At 63.1% G+C, this 22,251-nt stretch carries 15 protein-coding genes; 6 read left to right on the plus strand and 9 right to left on the minus strand.

All coding sequences use genetic code 11. From position 1 onward, the window contains the following. Positions 1-8: 8 nt before the first annotated feature. From ACIQ3Q_RS08270 to ACIQ3Q_RS08290, 5 genes are all read right to left on the minus strand, one after another. Positions 9-161, minus strand: coding sequence for a hypothetical protein (locus ACIQ3Q_RS08270; protein ID WP_396268572.1), 153 nt, complete (start codon positions 159-161; stop codon positions 9-11). After that, positions 158-571: a hypothetical protein gene (locus ACIQ3Q_RS08275; protein WP_396268574.1), complete on the minus strand. Its 414-nt coding sequence runs from the start codon at positions 569-571 to the stop codon at positions 158-160. The genes ACIQ3Q_RS08270 and ACIQ3Q_RS08275 overlap by 4 nt, the downstream gene beginning before the upstream one ends. Positions 572-822: 251 nt before the next feature. Further along, positions 823-1,071: a hypothetical protein gene (locus ACIQ3Q_RS08280; protein ID WP_396268575.1), complete on the minus strand. Its 249-nt coding sequence runs from the start codon at positions 1,069-1,071 to the stop codon at positions 823-825. Further along, entirely contained in the window at positions 1,058-1,459 is a 402-nt protein-coding gene (locus tag ACIQ3Q_RS08285) for a hypothetical protein (protein WP_396268576.1), read from the minus strand. The genes ACIQ3Q_RS08280 and ACIQ3Q_RS08285 overlap by 14 nt, the downstream gene beginning before the upstream one ends. Positions 1,460-1,484: 25 nt before the next feature. Next, positions 1,485-3,347, minus strand: a complete 1,863-nt coding sequence (locus ACIQ3Q_RS08290; protein ID WP_396268577.1) for a phosphoenolpyruvate carboxykinase (GTP) — start codon at positions 3,345-3,347, stop codon at positions 1,485-1,487. A 762-nt stretch (positions 3,348-4,109) separates the two neighbouring features. Between ACIQ3Q_RS08290 and ACIQ3Q_RS08295 the strand changes: the two genes are divergently transcribed. The 3 genes from ACIQ3Q_RS08295 (at position 4,110) to ACIQ3Q_RS08305 (ending at position 6,826) form a co-directional block, all read left to right on the plus strand. Beyond that, entirely contained in the window at positions 4,110-4,952 is an 843-nt protein-coding gene (locus ACIQ3Q_RS08295; RefSeq protein WP_396268578.1) for a hypothetical protein, read from the plus strand. 731 nt (positions 4,953-5,683) lie between these two features. Continuing rightward, complete coding sequence (lysM, locus tag ACIQ3Q_RS08300; RefSeq protein WP_396268579.1) at positions 5,684-6,193, plus strand: peptidoglycan-binding protein LysM; 510 nt, start codon at positions 5,684-5,686, stop codon at positions 6,191-6,193. Between the two features lie 66 nt (positions 6,194-6,259). Next, a complete protein-coding gene (locus ACIQ3Q_RS08305) occupies positions 6,260-6,826 on the plus strand; it encodes an MOSC domain-containing protein (RefSeq protein ID WP_396268580.1) in 567 nt (188 codons plus the stop codon). A gap of 112 nt (positions 6,827-6,938) precedes the next feature. Here the strand turns inward: ACIQ3Q_RS08305 and ACIQ3Q_RS08310 are convergent, their stop codons facing one another. Both ACIQ3Q_RS08310 and ACIQ3Q_RS08315 read right to left on the minus strand, forming a co-directional pair. After that, positions 6,939-9,551: a S8 family serine peptidase gene (locus tag ACIQ3Q_RS08310; RefSeq protein ID WP_396268581.1), complete on the minus strand. Its 2,613-nt coding sequence runs from the start codon at positions 9,549-9,551 to the stop codon at positions 6,939-6,941. Positions 9,552-9,771: 220 nt separating this feature from the next. Beyond that, positions 9,772-10,875 carry an alkene reductase gene (locus ACIQ3Q_RS08315; protein WP_396268582.1) on the minus strand — a complete coding sequence of 368 codons (1,104 nt, stop codon included), beginning with the start codon at positions 10,873-10,875 and terminating at the stop codon, positions 9,772-9,774. Between the two features lie 83 nt (positions 10,876-10,958). On the opposite strand from ACIQ3Q_RS08315, the gene ACIQ3Q_RS08320 reads away from it, so the two are divergent. Further along, positions 10,959-11,846 (plus strand): 23S rRNA (adenine(2030)-N(6))-methyltransferase RlmJ, encoded by an 888-nt coding sequence (locus tag ACIQ3Q_RS08320; RefSeq protein WP_396268583.1) that lies wholly within the window; start codon positions 10,959-10,961, stop codon positions 11,844-11,846. Between the two features lie 48 nt (positions 11,847-11,894). Here ACIQ3Q_RS08320 and aqpZ read toward each other — a convergent pair whose 3' ends face one another. After that, positions 11,895-12,581, minus strand: a complete 687-nt coding sequence (gene aqpZ / locus ACIQ3Q_RS08325; RefSeq protein ID WP_396268584.1) for an aquaporin Z — start codon at positions 12,579-12,581, stop codon at positions 11,895-11,897. A gap of 140 nt (positions 12,582-12,721) precedes the next feature. Between aqpZ and ACIQ3Q_RS08330 the strand changes: the two genes are divergently transcribed. Together ACIQ3Q_RS08330 and ACIQ3Q_RS08335 are read left to right on the plus strand one after the other, a co-directional pair. After that, the gene (locus ACIQ3Q_RS08330) at positions 12,722-13,906 is read left to right on the plus strand and encodes a CaiB/BaiF CoA transferase family protein (RefSeq protein ID WP_396268585.1); all 1,185 of its coding nucleotides are present in this window, start codon (positions 12,722-12,724) and stop codon (positions 13,904-13,906) included. 53 nt (positions 13,907-13,959) lie between these two features. After that, entirely contained in the window at positions 13,960-15,993 is a 2,034-nt protein-coding gene (locus tag ACIQ3Q_RS08335) for a M61 family metallopeptidase (RefSeq protein WP_396268586.1), read from the plus strand. 102 nt (positions 15,994-16,095) lie between these two features. Here ACIQ3Q_RS08335 and ACIQ3Q_RS08340 read toward each other — a convergent pair whose 3' ends face one another. Then, the gene (locus tag ACIQ3Q_RS08340) at positions 16,096-22,242 is read right to left on the minus strand and encodes an Ig-like domain-containing protein (RefSeq protein WP_396268587.1); all 6,147 of its coding nucleotides are present in this window, start codon (positions 22,240-22,242) and stop codon (positions 16,096-16,098) included. Positions 22,243-22,251 lie beyond the last annotated feature (9 nt).

Consider the following 22,251-nt stretch of genomic DNA (forward strand, 5'->3'; position numbering starts at 1 on the left):
ACTGAAACCTACTCCTTCTTGTCCATCCCGAAGAGCTTGATAGCGCCGATGGAGACGGCGCCGCACAACAGGCCACCAGCAAGAGCTTGCGATGCATCGAATTTCGCCGACATCAGAAACATCGCAGCATAGACAGCGGAGACAACAATCCATCGAATCATGATTGGCTCTCCGGCTTGGCATTCTGCGCGGCCTGCCTCGCGTCGCGTTCCGCCACATATTCGGCAATTGCTTTCTCTTGGGCTTCACTCTCAGGCATGCCTTGTCTCATCAGTTCGTAGGCTCGCTGCATAGCGGGAGCAAGTGACTCGTCTTTCTTGCCGTGGCGCGTGTTCAGTTCAAGCATCAACTCCATGATGTAGCGCTGCTTTTCGTCATGTTGCTTCTTGAGACCCTCGCCCGGCGGATGGTCGAACGGTAAGGCTTGATAGCGCTTGATCCAGTCGTTTTCGCTCTGGAGTCTTGCCATGATAGCTTCGTCAGTCATCTCTTTCGGAGAAGGTGCACCCTTGATCTTGCCCAATAGAATGATGACCACGACGAGGGCGAGAAGCCCCAAGAGAATGTCCACAGTGCGACTCCGATTTGTGTGAATTGAAATGGGACAGGGCTCAACGTTTCAAAGACGCCTAACGTAATGTCCAGAGCAAATTCTGCTCTATAACTTGGGCGCTGCTCCATAAGTTGGTCATCTGTACCTCCCGGAAAGTGGCGTGAATGCTGGCTGTGCGTCGAATGTACTGTATGCCTGAGCAGCATTAAAAGTTCCGACAAACCCGGCAGCCCAGTTCGGCAGCCCAGCCGGACTTTGGATCGATGGTGTCAGCGCATCGGCACACGCGCTGGCGTGGGCGTGGGCGTGGGCGTGGGCGTGGGCGTGGCAGTGGAGCAAAGCCTATGCTTGGCGGTGCAGTGCCAGCAAGCGCAGCGCTGGGACTTGTTCTCATCATCCAAAACTCGGGTGTCTCGCATGCGGGCCTGCACCAGCCCCAGCGCAATCAGTTGCGCCTTGCCGCCCGCTTCAATCCAGCGCAGGTCGCGCGGCTCGCCTCGGGCGTCATGGGGCCTCACCGCCTCCCAAGGCTTGAACCCAAGGTGAGTTCTGCCGCAAGGCCTCTCCCCAGCCGTCGGCATCGCCCGTCATGGCCAAAGCCAGTTGGGGCAAAGGCAGCGCCAGCAGAGCCGTCCAGCGTTGCACGTAGTCGGCGCTGCACAGGCCTTCTTCGGCCCAGTGACTGACGACAGCCTGGGCATCGGCCACCATGGCCCGTGCTTGGGCTGGCGGGGCGGTCAGCAGCGTCTCGGCCACTTCTTGATGGCGCATCAGGCGACGTTGGGCCACCTGGGCCTGCTGTTGGCGGGCGGCGCGGCGGGCGTCCAGCTCTTGTTGATCGCCCTGCTGCGGGGCCAAACAAAAAGCCACCGCATGCGGTGGCTTTTTGCCGGGGCGGTACGCCATGGGGCCTGCCGCAATGCTCAGCCTATCAGGCCGCCAACTTAGCTTGCAACTGAGCCTTGGTGGCCTTCAGCTCTTCAGGCAGGTGGTAGGCCAGTTGCGTGAACAGCTCGTCGTGCAGCTTGAGCTCTTGCACCCAGGCTTCGTGGTCCACGCTGGTGACGCTGGCGAACTGTTCGCGGCTGAAGTCCAAGCCGTCCCAGCTCAGTTCGTCATAGGTGGGGCTCACGCCGAACAGGCTTTCGGTGCCGCCTTGTTGGCCTTCGATGCGCTCGATCATCCACTTCATGACGCGCATGTTGTCGCCATAGCCCGGCCACACAAACTTGCCGTCTGCGCCCTTGCGGAACCAGTTGACGCAGTAGATGCGCGGCAGCGTGGCGCCTTGGGCTTGCAGCTTGGCGCCCAGGTTGAGCCAGTGCTGGAAGTAGTCGCTCATGTTGTAGCCCATGAAGGGCAGCATGGCGAAGGGGTCACGGCGCACCACGCCTTGCTGGCCAGCCGCAGCAGCGGTGGTTTCAGAGCCCATGGTGGCGGCCATGTAGACGCCTTCGGTCCAGTTGCGGGCCTCGGTCACCAGCGGCACGGTGGTGGAGCGGCGGCCACCAAAGATGAAGGCATCGATGGGCACGCCAGCGGCGTCGTCCCAGGCGGCGTCCAGCGCGGGGTTGTTGGTGGCAGCCACGGTGAAGCGGGCGTTGGGGTGGGCGGCCTTGGCGCCGGTTTCTTTGGCGATGGCGGGCGTCCAGTCCTTGCCTTGCCAGTCGATGCAATGGGCCGGGGCGTCGCCCATGCCTTCCCACCACACGTCGCCATCGTCGGTCAGCGCGACGTTGGTGAAGATCACGTCCTTGTTCAAGCTGGCCATGCAGTTGGGGTTGGTCAGCGTGTTGGTGCCCGGGGCCACGCCAAAGTAACCGGCTTCGGGGTTGATGGCGCGCAGGCGGCCATTGGCGTCGGGCTTGATCCAGGCGATGTCGTCACCGATGGTGGTCACGCTCCAGCCGCCCAAAGCCTTGGGCGGAATCAGCATGGCGAAGTTGGTCTTGCCGCAAGCGCTGGGGAAGGCGGCTGCGACGTGGTACTTCTTGCCGGCGGGGCTGGTGACGCCCAGGATCAGCATGTGCTCGGCGAGCCAGCCTTGGTCGCGGCCCATGGTGGAGGCGATGCGCAGCGCAAAGCACTTCTTGCCCAGCAAGGCGTTGCCGCCGTAGCCGGAGCCGTAGGACCAGATCTCGCGGGTCTCGGGGTAGTGGACGATGTACTTGGTGGCATTGCAAGGCCAGGACACATCCTTCTGGCCTTCGGCCAGCGGAGAGGCCACGGTGTGCACGCAGGGCACGAACTCGCCGTTCTCGCCCAGCAGCTCCAGCACCTTGCGGCCCATGCGGGTCATGATGCGCATGTTGACGGCCACATAGGGGCTGTCCGACAGCTCCACGCCGATGTGGGCGATGGGCGAGCCCAGCGGGCCCATGCTGAATGGCACCACATACAGGGTGCGGCCCTTCATGGCGCCCTTGAACAAAGCCTTGTCGCCGGTTTGCAGCAGCTCGCGCATCTCGGCCGGGGCCATCCAGTTGTTGGTGGGGCCGGCGTCTTCTTTCTTGGCGCTGCAGATGTAGGTGCGGTCTTCGACACGCGCCACGTCGGAAGGGTCAGAGCAAGCCAGGTAGCTGCCCGGGCGCTTGGCGGGGTTGAGCTTTTTGAAGGTGCCGGCGTCCACCAATTGCTGGCAGAGGCGGTCGTATTCTTCTTGGGTGCCGTCGCACCAGTAGACGTCTTTGGCCTCGGTCAGGGCGGCGATTTGGCCGACCCATTCGATCAGACGTGCGTTTTTGACGTAAGCCGGGGCATTGACCCGCAGGGCTTCCGTGACAGGACGGTTCATGACAAGACTCCAATCTAAGGTTCAAAAATGGGATTGGGCGAGCGCCCGGCCATAGGCCAGAGGCTCGCCCAATGCCCACCCTGAAGAGACCAGGACCAGCAAGGTTCGACAGCCTGAGGGATGAAGCTGTCATGCAGGTTACGGCGGGTTTCGGCGGCGGATAGGCCCCCAAGCCCCGCCACCTGCGGAGGGCTTGACCGGGCAGTGTAACGGCGTGGTAACTCCGCAAGCCATCCCCATGATGCATTTGTGACATGAAGGGATGCGCAGGAGTTCTCGGGTCGGGCGGATTTGCGGGGGCGGCAAGGGGAAGTAAGCAGAGGGCTGGTGTCGCTGTCGAGACTCAGGTCTAGATCCGCTGAGTTTAGAGCTTCACATCGACCTAACTGTTTGTTTTTAAACGAATTTTCAGAATCTGACTGGGTTGCACTCTTCGGTGCGATTCGTGAGCGGCAGCAGAAGGCCGTTGCCTACTTCTGGCACCAAAGGTCATAGAAGAAAAGCTGGGCCTGATTCGGAGATCGAGGGCCAATCGGCCGACTGCATTGCAGCGGGTGCCGACGGTCGAGATGCCGGTATTGAGCGCCCGCTCTCGGCCAAGAGCGGCCGGTCGCAGGTGACCGCTATGCGTCGATCCGTTTCGCCCTGGTACGCTCATGGGCGTGATCTGATTCGCCGCTTTGGACAGCGGTGTGAAGGCGACGGCCGCCCGGTCTGACTTCCGTAGACTGTCGGATCGATCTGCCACTGATATACAGGCTTATGAAGAATCCTTTTAATCATATTATTGATGCTGCTCGGGAGGGACTCCTTGCTGATGAGATGGAGTTCGAGGAAGCTTACAAGCAGCCAGCCTATCAGGTATCCCTTCAGAAGATGCGAAAGACAGTGCAGGCCCTTCATCAGACTCTTGGTCTTTGCGATTTCGCTGCGACGCGTTGGGCGGACTATCACGAGAAATATCTTCTGCCCCGCCACAAAGACGAGATTGGCGAAGCTGCTGTAATGGCAAAGCTAGCAATTGAGAATGGAGCTCTCAATTCCTCACGGCGCGAAATGCGATACATGCTTGAAGTCGCCGTGAACACCGCGTTTATCGATGAGACGGCCGCTCCCCAGGATCTAGAAGGAAGAATCCAGTTCTATCGGGGAAAGCAGGTCTGTAAGAACAATGTCGATCACGTGAGGCAACTTCCGCTGCGCATGCTCACAGAGTCTCAGCGACAAGCGTTTCGAGAGGCGACGAGCGCTGCTTGGGTGGATGCCTCCAACTATGTCCATCTGACCAAGAGGCGCATCGACGAAAAAGTCAAGCAGCGAGCTGAAGGGGTGCGTTTGGGCTTCGAGACACCGGAAATGCTCGCAGGCGTTGTTCATAGCCTGCATGACGCATGCAGCATCGTCGTCGTCCTAGCTTTTGAGACGATTGGACCTGATCTCACAGGTGACCTACTAGTTGACGGACGCCTGGACACCTTCGACGACTGGCCGTTTCATCAAAATCGGTTCGTGGCGGCCCTCGATGCGCATTTTGACTACAGGCATGAGCGGCAGTCTGGCTTGCAGGAGCACATAGCCAGGCGCCAGCGTCGTCTTGCTGCGTAAGGGACGGGGTTGACAGCCGCCGGTGGTTTACCAGCAGTAGGGTGCAGTGCCGACATGGATCGCTTTGAACATTGCCGTCGCGTCTTCACACTCCTGGCAAGCCTGCTCGATGGGCGGAGGGGAGGTCTGTTCCAACCACACGCTGGATTGGACATTGGGTGACCGCTTCGCTGCATGCCAGGTCGTGAGGCTAGGCGACGGCTCAGGGTCGGAAGCGGTCACTCGGTCGGCATACGCCGAATGGCAGCAACCAGCCTACACCCACCCTCCAGTCGCCCCATGAGGCCTCACATCTCCACTACTCCGAGTTCCTGCACCGGCCCCTTCCGCAATCGCCCCCTCCTCACACCCCCAAGCCTTGCTACGGTCCGTCGCTCCATCCCTTCAAGTCAGCTCGCAATGGCTTGCCGTGCGCCCTGGGTCTTGAGTCAGATGCCGGTGTTTGCCGAGACGGTGGCCATGGTGACGTTGGCAACTGTGTGGTGGCAACAGGCCTGCGTTGGGCGGCCATCACCTGGAGCTGGCGCTTGCCAGCCCAGCAGGCCTGCGGCCGGGGCTGAGCGCTGGTGGGTCGCCCAAAGAGTCAAAACTCACTGAATCTCGATACTGCGCCACCACAGCGGCATTGAAGTTTGCCAAGAATGTCCGCTCGGCCTTGCGCCAGTCACCGGTATTGAAATGTGGCTTTGTATGGTGCGATCTTCATCATCACTGACATGAGGGATCACTCCATGGGAATCGTTAGTTTTTTCAAGGCCGCAGGCGAGAAGTTGTTTGGGAATGACGAAGCCGAGAAGACCGCTCAAGCTGCGGCCGCTGCGCCCAGCGACGGCGACCTGCAGCAGAAAGTCGCCCAACTGAACGCACGGGCCGCCGACGCCATTGCCACGTATGTGGCCGGCCAAGGCCTGAGTGCCGACGGCTTGGCCATTGAGTTTGACGGCGCCACCAGCCATGCCACCGTCAGCGGGCAAGCCGCTGACCAGCCCACCCGCGAGAAGATCGTGCTGTGCTGCGGCAATGTGACGGGCGTGACGGGCGTGAACGACATGATGACGGTGGCCCAGCCTGCCGATGAGTCGCGTTGGTACACCGTGGTGAAGGGCGACAACCTGTCCAAGATCGCCAAGGAGCACTATGGCAATGCCAATGAGTACCCCAAGATTTTCGAGGCGAACCGTCCGATGTTGGGCCACCCGGACAAGATCTACCCCGGCCAGTTGCTGCGCATTCCAGCCTGACCCTGTTGCCCGCTGAGGGCAGCCTGCAGCCCAGCACTGGGGCTGCAGCGCTGCACAATGGCGGGCATGAAAATTCTGAGCGTCAATGTGGGCCGGGCCGTGCCGGTTCAGATCAATGGCCGTGAGGTCCTCACCGCCATTGGCAAGCAGCCGCAAAGCGGCGCCGTCGCCTACGGCCCCATGGGTTTGGCGGGGGACGAGCAGGCCGACCTGTCGGTGCATGGTGGCCTCTCCAAAGCCATTTATGCCTACCCCAGTGAGCACCTGGCGTTTTGGCGCACCGTGCGTGCGCAAGCCCGTGCAGGCGCATGGGACCAAGACCTGCCCCCAGGCATGGTGGGCGAGAACCTGACGCTGCAAGGTGTGACTGAGCGCGAGCTTTGGATTGGCGACCGGCTGTGCTTTGCCGATGGCGGCGTGCTGGTGGTGTCAGAGCCGCGCCAACCCTGCTTCAAGTTCAATGCGGCCATGGGCTTCAACAAGGCGGCCAAGCTGATGACAGAGTCGGGCTACTGCGGCGCCTATTTGGCGGTGCTGGTACCCGGCAGCGTGAGCGCCGGAGAGGCCTTTACGCTGGAGCCGGGTGAGCGCCACCTGAGTCTGCTGGACGCCTTCAGAAGCCGAGCGCGATGAAAAAACCCCCGCCAGCCGTTACGGCTGTGCGGGGGTGAATGCTCGCTTGGTGTGAGAGGGAACCACACCGATCACCGGGCAGATGCCTGGGTGATCGGTGACGCTGGCGACCTCAGTTGGTCGGGGTGCGCAGGATGGTGACTGTCGGCGAGGCCCACTTCTCCCAATGGGCTTCATTGGTGGAGTCGCCCAAGGCCTTCAGGACCGACACATCCAGGGTGTAGGTGCCATCGGGCACGGTCAACACGGTGCCATTCTTCTTGGTGGTTGTGCCATCCCAGTTGAAGGCAAAGAAGCCCGTAGCGGTGGCGTTGCGCGGCAGGTAGTCATCAGAGATGGCGGTGTACCAGTTCTTGCCGGTGGCCGTTTCTTTGACCGTCACGCGGACTGCCCGGGCATGGTGGTCAAAGTGCATCAGCAGATAAGGCACGTCCGACCCAGCCAAGGAGTAGGTGCCGCCTGTGGGGCGGTTTTGGTAGCTGGTGCCCACCAATTGCGCCAACCAGGGGAAGCCATTGGCCGTCGGAGTCAGGACCTGAATGGCCTGGTAGTCGCCCTTGAAGCCGGTGTAAGGCACGCGCATCGTTTGGCCGCCTTCAGCTTGGTCGGTCAGCACCAGATAGCCACCATAAATGCCCTTGTCCGCCAAACCGGCCGGTGCGGTCACCGTCACGTCCACCTTGGCCGTGCCACGGGCAGGCACTGTCACTGTGGCAGCGCTGAAGGCCACCGTCGCAGGCGTGTTGAACATGCCAACCGTGAAGGTGTTCGGACCCGAGGCCAGCGCACCCGCATGGGTCAGGTTGTAAGTGACAGCTGCCCCGCTGGTGTTCTTGATGCTCAAGGTACGGGTCTGCGGACCCGCTTGGCTCTCGCCCAGCGCCAGCTTGCCCGGAGTCACCAGGGCCTTGTTTTGGACAGCCTGGACGATGTCCAGCATGCCCGCACCTTGGCGGTGAGTCGCATCCAGGAAGCCCGTACCTGGGTTGCCGCTCCAGACCTTAGGATCGGCCGCGTTTTGCAGTCGGTCACGCACTTGGCTGGCCTTCAGGGTGGGACGAGCTTCCAAGAGCAGCGCCACGCCACCGGCCGTGTGCGGCGAGGACATGGAGGTGCCGGACAGGTTGGCGTAACCACCCGACTCCAACGGGTAGCTGGAGACGATCAGGCCGCCAGGCGCGCCGATATCGGGTTTGAGGCTCAAGTCGGCCGCCAAGCCCCAAGAACTGAAGCTGGAGATCAGGTTGCCCGTCACGTTGAGGAAGGTGCCCGAATTGGGCGTCCAGGTCATGGTCGTGGCACCCGCAGCGATGCGGTTGTTCATCTCGACGCCCAGGGCGTCAGACACCGTGACCACGGGGATGGTGATCGGCGCACCGCCAGCGACAGTGCCGCCAAAGTGACCCGCCACGTTGTTGTAGATCACCAAGCCTGCCGCACCGGCGTTTTGAACGTTCAGTGCCTTCTCAAGGAAGGTGCAACCGCCACGACGCACCAACGCGACTTGGCCCGTCAAACTGCCAGCAGCCGGGGGCGCCACATTGCAGGCGTCAGTGGCCGAGGCTGTGGTGCCGGTGCGAGCCATCGGGAAGGTGCCCGAGGTCGGTGCAGTCGGCGCTGCGGTCGCGTCTTGATAGCCTGCGGTCAAGGGGGCGCCCGAGACGGTAAAGGTCTTGAGCTTGATGCCCACATTGTCGTAGGAAGCAACGCCGATCACGTCTTTACCCACGCCCGGTGCACCTGCGGCATAGAGGCCGGAAGTGCCGCTGTTGCCGATGGAGGCGACCATGACGACGCCGTCGCGCACCAAGCGGTCAGCCGCCTGTGCGGTGGGGTACTGAGGCCACTGGAAAGAGGCGCCCAAGCTTTGGTTAACGACCTGCATGCCGTCAGCCTTAGCGCGCTCCATGGCGGCCAGGATGATGTCAGAGGTGGTGGAGCCTGCGCAGCCGAAGACGCGGTATGCGCCGAAGGTCACGTTGGGGGCCACGCCCTTGAAGCTGTCAGCCGCACTGTTGCCGCCGATGATGCCGCCCACGTGCGTGCCATGGCCACCGCAATCGTCGGGGTTGGCATCGGGGACTGCGACGGGGTTGTAGGCTGGGCTGGCAGGGTCTGCATTGAAAGCGTCACCCACAAAGTCGTAACCGAACTTGATGCGGGGATGGCCTGCAAACGAAGTGCCGCCAGCCACACCGCCACCGCCGAAGGCAGGGTGGTCGATGTCCATACCAGTGTCAATGACGCCGACCTTGATGCCCGCGCCGGTCAAACCCAGGCTGTTTTGTGCAATGTCAGCACCGGTCATGCCCAAGGCAGTGCCCATGTCCGGCACGGTGCCGCCATCGACCTTGTCGACCTTGGGCGCATTGATGACCATCACCGGGTACATGGCCTTCACAGACGCCATCTTGGCAATCTTGGCGCGCTCAGACGGGGTGGCCTCAATGGAGACACCGTTGAAGAGGTTGGTGAAGGTGTTGCGCTTCTTGAACTTGATCTGAAGATTAGAGGCTTCGCGCAAGAACTCTGCCTCGTCGGCCTTCACGGCGGCCGCCAAGCGACCATCGGCCACGGGAGCACCAGCGAACTCGACAAACCAGAGATTGGGAGCCGCTTCAGCAGACTTGGCCGCCACAGCCTGATTGGCTTGGGCCGAGGCTGCGAACAGCGACAAGGCAGCGGAGACAGCGCTGGCAACCAGCGTCAAACGAACCTGTTTCATTCCGACAAACTCCTCAAGAGGTGGGGGGATGAGGTGCATCCCATCTGGTGTGTGGCGCTTCTGGCACCGCACGGGTCTCTATGCTTGGGCCATGTGCGCGGAAAACGCACGCGACTTCAGTCACGAAAGAGATGCATGCTCGACAAAGCCAGGGCTCTCGTCGATAGAGGTTTCCCTCGGTGGCTGCCTCACAGCTGTTCTGAGGCAAGGTTCACGCCAATCACCCCCCTAGAACGGCATAGTCCACATAGCCTTCTGGCCCACCGCCATAGAGTGTCTTGGGGTTGAGTGCGTTCAGCGCTGCGCCCGCTTTGAGACGGGCCCCCAGGTCGGGATTGGCAATGAACGCCTTGCCAAAAGCCACTAAGTCCGCCGATCCGCTGGCAATGGCGGCCTCGGCCATGGCGTCGTCATAGCCGTTATTGACCATCCAAGGGGCCTGGGCTTGCGCCCGCAGGGCCTTGTAGTCAAAGGGCGACACGCCTTGGTCCGTCAAGTCACGCGGGCCGCCTGTCGCCCCTTCGACCACATGGACATAAGCCAACTTCAGCGGGGCCAAACCCTGGGCCAAGAGGCCGTACAGGCCTTGGGCATCGCTGTCTTGGGCAGCGTCGTTGGCGGGGGTGATGGGGGAGAGCCGGATGCCCGTGCGCCCGCCGCCGATTTCGTCCACGATGGCCTGGGCCACTTCCAGGGCAAAGCGCACCCTGTTCGCCGGGCTGCCACCATAGGCATCGCTGCGGTCGTTGATGCTGTCGCGCAAGAATTGCTCAATCAGATAGCCATTGGCGGCATGGATCTCCACGCCGTCAAACCCGGCATCCATGGCGCAGCGGGCGGCGTGGCGGTAGTGCTGCACCAGCGCCGGGATCTCCTCGGTGTGCAGCGCGCGAGGCGCAGACACCGGCGCAAAACCACCTTCGATATAGGTCTTGCCGCGCGCCGGGGTGGCGGTGGCGGACTCGGGTGCTGCGCCGCCAGGCAGCAGCGAGGTGTGCGAGATGCGGCCCACATGCCAGAGCTGGACCACGATCTTGCCGCCCTCGGCATGCACCGCATCGGTGATTTGGCGCCAGGCTTGCACCTGTTCGGGGCTGTAAATGCCCGGGGTGTCCAAATAACCATGGCCCATGGGGCAGACCGGGCTGGCCTCGGTGATGATCAATCCGGCCCCGGTTGCCGGGTTGGCCCGTTGGCGGTAGTAGGTGGCCATCAGGGCGTTGGGGATGCCGCCAACGGCACGGTTACGGGTCAGGGGCGCCATCACCAGGCGGCTGTCCAGCGCGATATCGCCCAGCTGGAAGGGACTGAAAAGTGTGTTCATGGGCGCAAGCGTATCCGCCCACGCGGTCAGCGTCTGTCAACACGGCTACAGTGCAGGCCTGCGACAAAGAGAGAAAGACCGCCATGTTGGCCTATAGACACGCCTTCCACGCCGGCAACCATGCCGACGTGCTCAAGCATCTGGTGCTGACCCAGGTGCTGCGCTACATGGTGTCCAAAGACAAACCGCTGCGCTTCATCGACACCCATGCGGGTGCCGGTGGCTATCTGCTCAAGGGCAAAGACGCCCAAAAGAAGGCCGAGTACCGCGAAGGCATTGGCCGCCTCTGGAGCCGCCCCGACCTGCCCCCCGCCCTGGCCGACTATGTGCAGCTGGTGCAGTCCTTCAACCTGCAGCCCGACGAGAACGGTGTGGTGCCCGAGCTGGAAAAGGGCATGACCCCGCCGCTGGCGCTCTACCCAGGCTCGCCGTCCATTGCCAGCATGCTGCTGCGCAAGAGCGACACCATGCGGCTGTATGAATTGCACCCCTCAGACGTGCGCACCCTGGCCACGCACTTTGGCCATGAGCGTCGCACCAACATCATTGGCGGCGATGGCTTTGCCGGGCTGAAGGCAGAGCTGCCGCCCTCCCCCCGCCGCGCGGTGGTGCTGATGGACCCGTCGTACGAAACCGTGGGCGACTACGGCAAGGTGGTGGCCGCCATGCGCGACGCGGTGACCCGCTTCGCCGAAGGCGTCTATATTGTGTGGTACCCGCAGGTCAGCCGGGTCGAAGCGGTGCAGCTGCCCAAGCGCCTGATGGCTTTGGCCCCCAAGGGTTGGCTGCATGTCTCCATGACCGCCAACAAGGCGGACGGCCACGGCTTTGGGCTGATGGGCAGCGGCATGTTTGTCATCAACCCGCCTTACACCCTGCACAACACCTTGGCGACCGAGATGCCGGTGCTGCTGGAAGCCCTGGCGCAGTTTGATGAGGCGAGCTTCCGTATTGAGGAACAGCCCGCCTGAATTCAAAGGGGGAGAGCGCAAGACGCCCTCCCCCGCCCATCACAAAGATCAGGCTTCTTCGGCCACGGCCTTATAGGCCAGTGCACCAATGGCTGCACCCACGATGGGGGCGACCCAGAACAACCACAACTGCGACAGCGCCCAGTCGCCCACGAACAAGGCCACGCCGGTCGAGCGCGCTGGGTTCACCGAGGTGTTGGTCACGGGAATGCTGATCAAGTGGATCAAGGTCAGGCACAGGCCAATGGCGATGGGTGCAAAGCCGGCAGGCGCACGCTTGTCGGTGGAGCCCATGATCACGAACAGGAAGAAGGCAGTCAGCACCACTTCGGTGACCAAGGCCGCCGTCATGGAATAGCCGCCGGGCGAGTGCTCACCAAAGCCGTTGGACGCAAAGCCGCCGCTCAGGCTGAAGCCGGCCTTGCCGCTGGCGATCAGATAGAGCACGCCTGCTGCAGCCACCGCACCCAGCACCTGGGCCACGATGTAGGGCAGCAATTTAGAGCCGTCAAAACGCCCACCGACCCACAGGCCGATAGAGACCGCTGGGTTCAAGTGGCAGCCGGAGATGTGGCCGATGGCATAAGCCATGGTCAGCACCGTCAGGCCAAAGGCCAGCGACACGCCATGCAGGCCAATGCCCACACCGGGAAAGGCCGCAGCCAGCACGGCACTGCCGCAACCGCCCAAAACCAACCAGAAGGTGCCGAAAAACTCGGCGCCGTATGCTTTCATAAGAAACTCCTCGTCAAACTAAAGAGTGCGCGATCCTAGAGATCCGCGCTGGCCCGGCCACCCCCAAGCCGTTAAGGGCGTGGATGATGTCACCCTCTGCCTGCAGACTGTGTTCCCCAGCCCCCAAAATGCCTGCTGATATGTCGACTGTTCCCTCACCCGCCGCACTGCAAGGCCTCAAAGTCCTGGAACTCGGCCAACTGATTGCCGGCCCCTTTGCGGGCAAAACCTTGGCCGACTTTGGGGCCGAAGTCATCAAGATCGAGCCACCCGGCACGGGCGACCCGCTGCGCCAATGGCGCCTGCTGCATGAGGGCACCAGCGTCTGGTGGCAGGTGCAGAGCCGCAACAAGCAAAGCGTGGTGCTGGACTTGCGCACGCCCGAAGGCCAAGCCCAGGTGCGACGCCTGGCGCTTGAAGCCGATGTGCTGATCGAGAACTTCAAACCCGGCACGATGGAGAAATGGGGCCTGGGCTATGAGACGCTCTCTGCCACCAACCCAGGTCTCATCATGCTGCGCCTCTCAGGCTACGGCCAAGACGGCCCCTACCGCGACCTGCCCGGCTTTGCCGTGGTGGCCGAGGCCATGGGCGGCCTGCGCCATTTGATGGGCGAGCCAGGCCGCCCGCCGGTGCGCGCGGGTGTGAGCCTGGGCGACACCCTGGCCGCCTTGCATGGCGTGATCGGGGTGCTGCTGGCCCTGCAAGCCCGATCACACAGCATCAGCCCTGAAGCCCCCAAAGGCCGGGGCCAGGTGGTGGACGTGGCGCTGTATGAAGCCGTCTTCAACTGCATGGAAAGCCTGCTGCCCGAGTACAGCGCCTTTGGTGCGGTGCGCGAGCCTGCGGGCTCGGCCCTGCCCGGCATTGCGCCCAGCAACGCTTACCGCTGCGCGGATGGCCAAGTGGTGATCGGTGGCAACGGTGACTCCATCTTCAAGCGCCTGATGGCCGCCATCGGCCGTGACGACCTGGGCCAAGACCCTGGCTTGGCCAGCAACAGCTTGCGCGCCGCCCGGGCGGATGAATTGGATGCCGCCATCACCCGCTGGACGCTGGAGCGCCCCGTGGCCGAGGTGGTGCAAGCCCTGCAAGCGGTGAGCGTGCCGGTGGGCCGCATCTACACCGTGCGCGACATTGCCCAAGACCCGCACTTCAGAGCGCGCGGCATGATCGAGCGCATCGTCACCGCCCAAGGCCTGCAGCTCGATGTGCCCGGCGTGGTGCCCAAGCTCTCGGCCACCCCAGGCAGCCTGCGCAGCTTGGCGCCTGCCTTGGGCGAGCACACACTAGCCGTGCTGGGGAATCTGCCGAGCAGCGACTAGCCCACGGCGCGTTATCGTCAAGGGTTCTCCAAAACCAATTCGGGAGCCCCCTCATGACCCCACGCTTGGCCCACAAGGCCTCCACGGGCAAGCCTGCCGCTGCAACCTCAAGCCTGCTGCGACCTCTGTGTTTAGCCCTGCTCTGCGCCTGGGCCACCCATGCCAGCGCACAGGCCCCCGCCCCCACGGCCGAGACCGCCGGCGTGGCCGCCCTCCCCGCCCCCCGCGATGAAGCCTGGCCGGGCACCATCCAGTTGCAGGTGGACAGCACCGAGATGGGCCAGCGCATCCAGCGCGTTCGGCAAACGCTGCCGGTGAGCAAACCCGGCAAGCTGACCCTGCTCTACCCGCGCTGGTTGCCCGGCACGCACGGCCCCTTTAACGACATTGGTGGGCTGACGGGGCTGATCATTCAAGCCGGCTCGCAGCGCGTGGCGTGGGTGCGCGATGTGACCGACCCCTATGCCTTCCATGTCGAGGTGCCTGCGGGCGCCAAAGAACTGACGCTGCAGTTTGAATACCTCTCGCCGCTAGGCCCCGACCAAGGTCGGGTCAACATGAGCCGGGCCATTTTGGGCGTGCAGTGGAACCAGTTGCTGCTCTACCCGGCCGGCCACTTTGCCAGCGGCATCAAGGTGCAAGCTCGCCTGAAGCTGCCCGAGGGCTGGCAGCAGGCCAGTGCGCTGCGCGATGCCAAGGGCCAGGTGCCGCAGCCTGGCAAAGACGGCTGGGTGGACTTTGCCCCGGTGTCGCTGGAGACCTTGGTGGACTCGCCCCTGTTTGCGGGCAAGCATGCCAAGCGCATTGAGCTGGACCCGCCCAAGACCGACAAGCCCGTTGCGCTGAACCTGCTGGCTGATGAAGCCTCGCAGCTCGAAGCCACCCCCGCCCAGATCGAAGCCCATCGGGCCTTGGTGCTGCAGTCGAACAAGCTCTTTGGTGCGCGTCATTGGCGCCACTACGACTTCCTGCTGTCGCTGTCCAAAGACTTTGGCGGCATTGGCCTGGAGCATCACGAATCGAGCGAGAACGGCGTGCGCCCGGACTACTTCAAGGACTGGGACAAGTCCGTGCGCGCCCGCGAGTTGCTGCCGCATGAATACGTGCACTCCTGGAACGGTAAGTTCCGCCGCCCGCAAGACCTCTGGACGCCGCAGTACAACGTGCCCATGCGCAACTCGCTGCTGTGGGTCTATGAAGGCATGACGCAGTACTGGGGCCATGTGCTGGCCGCGCGCTCGGGCCTGACCACCCCCGAACAAGCGCGCGACCGCCTGGCCCATGTGGCCGCCTACTTGAACGCCCGCGTGGGCCGCACCTGGCGCAACCTGCAAGACACCACCAACGAGGGCACCATGGCCTCGCGCCGCGACAAGGCCTGGCGCGACTGGCAGCGCAGCGGCGGTGACTACTATGACGAAGCCACGCTGATCTGGCTGGATGCCGACACGCTGATCCGCGAGAAGAGCGGCGACACCAAGTCGCTGGACGACTTTGCCCGGGCCTTCTTTGGCATCGCCACCACGCGCCACGCCGACGGCAGCATCAAGCCCGCCGCCTACACCTTCGACGACGTGGTGCGCACGCTCAATGAGGTGCAGCCGCATGACTGGGCCAAGTTCTTGCGTGAGCGCCTGGACACCAACAACCCCGGTGCGCCGCTGGACGGCTTGGCCCGCTCCGGCTGGAAGCTCGGCTTTGCCGACAAGGAAAGCGAGTTCGCCAAACATGCCGACAGCAGCCGAGGCGGGAGAGAACGCGCGGCCAACTATCAACACTCCTGGGGCCTCAGCGTGGCCGCCGACGGCAAGCTGGAGCAGGTGGTCTGGGGCAGCCCCGCATTTGCTGCCAAGTTGGCACCCGGCATGGTGCTGGTGGCGGTGAACATGGAGACCTACAGCGCCGAGCGCCTGAATGCCGCCATCACCGCCAACAAGGGCGGCAAGGCGCCCCTGCAGTTGCTGCTGCGTCAGGACGAGCGCTTTCGCAGCGTGACCCTGGACTACCGCAATGGCCTGCGCTATCCAGTGTTGGAGCGTGTGGATGCGAGCAAGGACAGGCTGAGCACTATTCAAGCCGCTCGCTGAGACGAGGCCTGCCCTCGTGCCTGAATGACAACGGCGCCCCGAGGGGCGCCGTTCCTATGTGGCATTGCAAACCCTGGGCCGAGGCCCAGGGTTTGCACGTCATCAGAAGTGCGCTTGCTCCACCAGCCTGTCATGGTGGAAGCCCACATGCAGGCGGGCTGCCGACAAGTCCGCAGCAACATCAGCGGCAACCGACACCACATCTACCGAGGCCTTGGCTTCGCCCAACACGGCGTCCAGACCAGCTTCAGGCTGCAACAAATCTGCGGCTTGCAAGCTGGCCGCCTGCTCGTGGTCGACTTGGAACAGCACGTCCGTCATCTGATGCGACTGACCATCGGCCGTCGTGTAAGAGCCCAGCAGCGCCAGTGGGTTGTTGTTCTGCACCTCTTGGCCCATCACAAAGTCGAGGTTCAGCGCGGTGATGTTCAACTGACCCAGGCTCAGCAACTCGCTGGCTTGCGAGACGCCGTCTTGGTTGTCATCACGCCAGACCTGCAACTGGGCAAACAAGGCGTCGTTAGCATCCACCTGACCGTCAGCATTGCTGTCGAGGGCGGCCAAGGCGTCGAAGCCTTCTGCCGCTGTCTCACCAGACGCATTCAAGGTGTTGGTGCCGAACAGTTCGCCGCCATGGTCAATGCTTCCATTGCCGTCGCGGTCCAGCACCAGCAAGCCGTCGTCTTTGGAGACCCAAGCGCTGCGCTCGGCACTGCCGTCCTTGTTGTGGTCAAAGTAGACACCGTTCTCAATGGCCGTGGTCTGCACGCCGTCGCCGTTGAGGTCCAGCACCAGCGGGCTGTCGTAGGTGATGACCTTGGTGCCCGTGCCCTTCTGTGCCAACACTTCGCCAGCGCCATTCACCTCTTGGCGATAGCTCGCGTAGGTGAAGCCGCTGCCGCCGCCGCCGCAGTTGAAGCTGGTGACCAAGATCTCCGTGCCCGGCTTGACCCAGATGATGCCGTCGGCACCCGGCAGCAATGGCGTGCCATCAGCCAGGTAGATCTTGTGCTGGGCGGAACGGACGGCGGTGATGCCGATCATGTTGCGCTCGCTGCCATCCGTGTCGGTGGAGGCCGCACCAGAGAAGTCGAAGGTGTACTTGTCCCAGGTGTAGACACCAGGAATCGACACCCCCACTGGCGCGCCTGCATTGAACTGGATCATGCGCGCGGTCACATCCTGAACAGCATCCACCACCGGAGCGATGTCGATGGCCAGACGGCCGCCGGCATAGGTGTTGCCATTCGTGTCGTAAGCGGTGAACTGCACTTGCGCATAGTCGTTGAGCTTGTTGCCCACGCCTGCGGCGTTGTAGGCATCAGCGCCAGACTCGTTGGCATCCGGCGTGAAGCGCAGCTTGCCTGCGTCAATGTCAGCCTTGCTGATCTCTTGGTTGACGGTGGCGGCCTTCCAAGTGCCGTTGTCGTTGAACTCCAGCTTGCCATCAGCGGGCAGGCCCGAGATCACCAGCTTAGGTTGAGCGTTCGGCAGGTTGTTGAGGTTGAAGTCGCTCCACTTCAGGGCCAAGGCCGTGTCTTCAGTGCCCTTGGCGGTGTTGCCCAACAGGTCGTTGTCCAGAATCGTCACTTCGGCGCTGGCGGTGCTGCCGGTGGCCGAGGTGACCTTCAGGCTGACGGTCTCATTGGGCTCAATGGCCGCGTCGTCCACGGTCGGCACACGCACCTTGAAGTTGGTGGTGCCCGGTGCCACGGTGACGGTGCCACCGACCACATTGACCCAGCCCTTGCCGAAGTCCACTTGCAGAGGGCCGGTGGTGTCCACATCGGCCGTGCCGGTGCCGCTAACCACTTGCAAGGTCACCGGGGTCTGCACCGGAGAGGCCGTGGTCACCACGGTGAACTCCAGCGCACCGCCCTCGACCACACCTTGGTTCGGGCCGGTCACGCTGCTGATATTGGCCAGCGCCGGGTCCACATTGAAGGTCAGCTTGATCGGCGTCGTGCCATTGGCACCGCCGCCGTCCTTGGGCAGGTAGTAGAAGACATCGGTGTCAGGCGTGGTCACACCGGCTGACTTGTCGGCCACATAGGTGTAAGTGCCATCGGGGTTGACGGTCAGATGGCCGTACTTGCCCTCAATGGGTTGACCCAGGTTCTCGCCAGGAGCGACATCGGGGTTGTTGTCGGCGCCAGCGACGCGCAGGTCAGCCTTGTTGCCATCGGGGTCGGTGTCGTTGGTCAACACATTGCCCGTGGAGGTCGGGAAGGTGGTGGTTTGTGCGGGCACGCCAGGGTCGGCGGGCACCTGCACCTTCAGGCCTTGCTGAGCCAACACCTGCGCTGAATGCGTGGTGTGGTTGAAGACGTTGTAGGTGATGCCGTTGACCACGGTGGTGCCAGCAGAGACCCAGTTGCCGGTGTCACCGCCGTTGTCGAGCAGGTGGGTCAGGCTCAGGGAGTCAGAGCCATCGCCGTTGACCATCACTTGCGTGCGGCCATTGACTTGGAAGGCGTCGGTGCGGCCTGCGGCCAGCACGTCGTTGACGCTCATGACCAAGGCATTGCGACCACTGCCCACGACCAAATCAAACTTCTCGAAGTTGTTGACATCCTGCGCCACGCCAGGGGTGCTGGTGTGGTTGGTCAGGTCCAGACGCAGGCCGTCGCCGCTCAAGCGCAGGGTGTCTGTGCCTGCGCCGCCATCGAAACCCTTGGCCAGCGCGGCATCCAGCGCGGCTTGCGTGCTGTAGAACACCGTATCGTCACCGTTATTGTTAGTGGCGGGAGCGGCACCAGGCACGATGGAACCGTCATCAGCCGGGAGCACGGTGCCCCCAGTGACGGTCTTCTGGGCGATCTGGTAGTAACCCCAGTACCCACTGTTGTTCGATGCAATGGTGATGCTCTTGATGTCGCCGGCCAACTCGATCACGCCCTGCGCGTTGCCCGCTCCCGTCACCACATTGCCCGCGATGTTGGTCAGTGCCGGATAGTTGTCCGGCGTGTTGTCCACGAAGGACAGGGCCGGATTGAAGGTGGTGCCATCGGCACGTGTGGCCGTGATCGTCACCGGGCCGTAGATGCTGGACAGCAGCAAGTTGGGATTGCTCACCACCTTGTCGAAAGCAATCGTGGCGCTGTAGCCTGGGTAGATGCCCAGCATGGTGTCTTCTGTGCCATCCGCTTTGCCGCCAGGGAACAGGCCCTGAAGGCCCGAGGCCACGGCGGAATCGGCTTGGACATATCCATAGCCCAAAGTCGCTTTGACATTGACCAAACCATCCGTGGTTTGGAGGGTTCCGTTGGCGACGACGTTGCTTCCTTGGGCTGAGCTGGTTGCACCAAAGTTGGCCCAGTTCTCGACACTGCCATTGACAGAGTTGATGGTGACGGCGGCCTTGTTCGACCAAGCACTCACATTGCCGGAACCATCAGACTCGCGGGCATAGAAGCTGTACTTGGAGCCGCCGTCGGCCAAGCGGGTGCCGGTCAGGTCCAGGCTCCAAGAGCCATCGGCCTTGACGGTGGTGGCCCCCAGGAAGTTGCCCGTGCCGTTGGAAAACACTTCAATGGTGTTACCGGCGCTGGCAGCACCATCGGCGCTGCGGCCATTGACCACCAAGGTTTGGTCGGTGGTGCTGGCGCCCAGCGCGATGCTGGTGTTGCCAGCCTGGGTGCCGAAGCTTTCAATCACGGGAGCGCCCGAGGCCTGGTTGTCCAGGTCCACCGATTGCGCAGCGCTGGTCGACAGCACCGTGCCTGCCGCATTCACCAAGCGTGCGGTGTAGGTCCAGTCGCTGGTATGGGTAACGTTGTCCACGGCGGTCCAGCGCAGGCCGTCGGAGCTGACGACTGCGTCGATCCACACGCCGGGCTTATCGGAGCTGGAGATCTGCACCTTCATGCCGGGTGTCAACAGGGAGCTGAGCTGGCCATACACAGCGCGACCGGCATCGCCGTCCGCCGTCACCCAGGTTTGGCCGGCCGGAGCCACAGCGCCAGAGTCTTGGTTCATGGCCAAGATGCTGACCATGGGCGTGGCGAAGGCGCGCACGGTGGCCACATCGTCGGTGCCGATGGGCGAGAAGTTGCCGTCAAACACCACGCGGTCTTCAGCGATGGGCGAGACGTTGTTGGAGATGTCGGTGACCTTGGCGGTGACGATCAGGTTGGCACCGGCGGCAGGCAGCGGGAAGGCATCTTGGAAGCTGATGCTGCCGGCCGTCAGATCGGCTTGCACCACGCGCTTGCTGACGCCATTGCCAGCGTTGTCGTTCACTTCAACCAAGTCACCCACACGGATGGTGTTGGGCAGGTCGATGCGGATGTCTACGCGGGTGGCACCGGCCAACTCATTGCGGGTCAGGGTGCCATCGTTGTTCTTGTCATCCACGATGTTGACCGTCACCGTGGGGGCGGCCAGGTTGATGGTGGCACTGTCGCTGCCTGTCGGCGACGCATTGCCAGCCGGATCGATGACCACAGCGTTCAAGGTCACGGGGCGGCCATCAGCAGGCACCAGGAAGGCGTTGTCCAGGGTCACGCTCTTGGCGGCAATGTCGGCAGCGCTCAGGGTGCGCTCGACCTTGTTGCCGTCTTGATCGGTCACCACCAGCTTGTCACCGGCCTTGGCATCAGCCGGGATGTCGATCTTGGCGTCCACACCGCCGGCGGCGTCGAGCTCGGCCTTGCTGATGCGGCCGTCGTTGTTGCCATCGGTGGTCAAGGTCACCGTGGGGCGGCCCGCAGCAGTGGTGTCCACCACGGCGCTGTCTGAACCTGCGGGCGAGGTGGCGCCGCCGGGTGGCGTGAGGGTGGCGGAGACGGTCAAGGTCTGGCCATTGGCGGGCATCGCAAAGGCGTCGGTGAAGGTCACCTTGCCTGCGGCAATGTCGGCAGCCGTCAGGGGGCGGCCGGTCAGATTGCCGTCTTGATCAGACACCTTGAGCACATCGCCCGCTTTGGCGCCTTGGGGCAGGGTGATGACCACGTCTGCACGGGCATTGGCTTCGGCCGCGTTGATGTAGCCGTCATTGTTGGCGTCGTCGGCCAGTTGCACCACCGGCGCGCCCAAAGGGGCATCGGGGCCGACGTTGACGACATAAGGGTTGCTGTTAGCCGCAGCGCCGTCGGCGGCCGTGGCGCGCACGGCCAAGTTGTGGCCGCCGTTGCTCAGTGGGTCGGCGGGGGTCAGCGTCCAGTTGCCGCTGGCGTCAGCGGTGGTCTCACCAATCTTGGTGCTGCCGTCATAGACCTCCACCTTGGCACCGGCTTCAGCCGTGCCCTTCAGGGTGGGGCGGCTGTCATCGGTGCTGCCACCGTTGGGAACATTGCCTTGGTTAGCGCCCACATCGTCCACCACCGTGGTGATGGTCGGTGCGACCATGCCGGCCGTGACGCTCAAAGTCACGGTGCCCTTGGTGGCATTGCCTTGGGCATCCACCACGGTATAGGTGAAGCTGTCGGCGCCCACAAAACCCGCCTTGGGGGTGTAGGTCAAGGTGCCATCGGCCGCACGCTCCAGCTTGCCGTTGGCGGGCTGGCTGTAGCCGTCAGCCTTCAAGGTCAGAGCGCCACCTTCAGGGTCACGGTCATTGCCCAGCAAGAGGCTTTCAGGCGCGCTCACGACGGTGCCGGAGCGCAGGCTAGCGAACTCACCTTCGACCACCGGAGGCAGATTGCCGGCCGGCGGGCAGACATTCAGGTGCACCGTGCCCACCGTCACGCCACCCTGGCCGTCGCTGACTTCATAGGTGAAGCTATCTTGGCCAACGTAGTTGAGGTCTGCGGTATAGGTCAAGGTGCCATCGGCGGCGCGGGTCAGGGTGCCGTGGGCCGGCTTACCCAAAGCGCCAATGGACAAGACTCCGCCATCGGTGTCCTTGTCATTGGCCAGCAGGATGCTCTGATGGGCGCTGACGGCCACACCCGCCGTCACATTGACAAACTCGTCCACCACCGTCGGAGCTTGGTTGGGGATCGCACCGCCGCAGGTCACAAAAACGGTTTCCGTGCAGATGTTGCCGTGCTGGTCTGTGACGGTGTAGGTAAAGCTGTCAGCGCCGACATAGCCGTCTTTGGGCGTGTAGGTGTAGCTGCCGTCGGCATTGGTCACGATGCTGCCGTGGGTCGGCTGGTTCACCTGCTTGAGGCTGATGATGGAGCCGTTCAAGCCCACATCGTCGCCGGTCAGGTCGGCGGGCAGGATGCGCTGCGTCTGACCTTGGGCAATGGTGAAGCTCTCATCTTGAGGGCGGATCCAGGATTCGATGGGGGTGATGGGCATGGTGCTTCC

Origin of the sequence: Ideonella sp., assembly GCF_044358605.1 — a bacterium.
Taxonomy (GTDB): Bacteria; Pseudomonadota; Gammaproteobacteria; order Burkholderiales; family Burkholderiaceae_C; genus Ideonella.

Coding starts and splice junctions, on each gene's coding strand:
- ACIQ3Q_RS08315 (WP_396268582.1), bottom strand. CDS start 10,875: ATGAACACACTTTTCAGTCCCTTCCAGCTGGGCGATATCGCGCTGGAC.
- ACIQ3Q_RS08270 (WP_396268572.1), bottom strand. CDS start 161: ATGATTCGATGGATTGTTGTCTCCGCTGTCTATGCTGCGATGTTTCTG.
- ACIQ3Q_RS08320 (WP_396268583.1), top strand. CDS start 10,959: ATGTTGGCCTATAGACACGCCTTCCACGCCGGCAACCATGCCGACGTG.
- ACIQ3Q_RS08285 (WP_396268576.1), bottom strand. CDS start 1,459: ATGGCGTACCGCCCCGGCAAAAAGCCACCGCATGCGGTGGCTTTTTGT.
- ACIQ3Q_RS08290 (WP_396268577.1), bottom strand. CDS start 3,347: ATGAACCGTCCTGTCACGGAAGCCCTGCGGGTCAATGCCCCGGCTTAC.
- ACIQ3Q_RS08295 (WP_396268578.1), top strand. CDS start 4,110: ATGAAGAATCCTTTTAATCATATTATTGATGCTGCTCGGGAGGGACTC.
- ACIQ3Q_RS08330 (WP_396268585.1), top strand. CDS start 12,722: ATGTCGACTGTTCCCTCACCCGCCGCACTGCAAGGCCTCAAAGTCCTG.
- ACIQ3Q_RS08340 (WP_396268587.1), bottom strand. CDS start 22,242: ATGCCCATCACCCCCATCGAATCCTGGATCCGCCCTCAAGATGAGAGC.
- ACIQ3Q_RS08335 (WP_396268586.1), top strand. CDS start 13,960: ATGACCCCACGCTTGGCCCACAAGGCCTCCACGGGCAAGCCTGCCGCT.
- lysM (WP_396268579.1), top strand. CDS start 5,684: ATGGGAATCGTTAGTTTTTTCAAGGCCGCAGGCGAGAAGTTGTTTGGG.
- ACIQ3Q_RS08305 (WP_396268580.1), top strand. CDS start 6,260: ATGAAAATTCTGAGCGTCAATGTGGGCCGGGCCGTGCCGGTTCAGATC.
- ACIQ3Q_RS08310 (WP_396268581.1), bottom strand. CDS start 9,551: ATGAAACAGGTTCGTTTGACGCTGGTTGCCAGCGCTGTCTCCGCTGCC.
- aqpZ (WP_396268584.1), bottom strand. CDS start 12,581: ATGAAAGCATACGGCGCCGAGTTTTTCGGCACCTTCTGGTTGGTTTTG.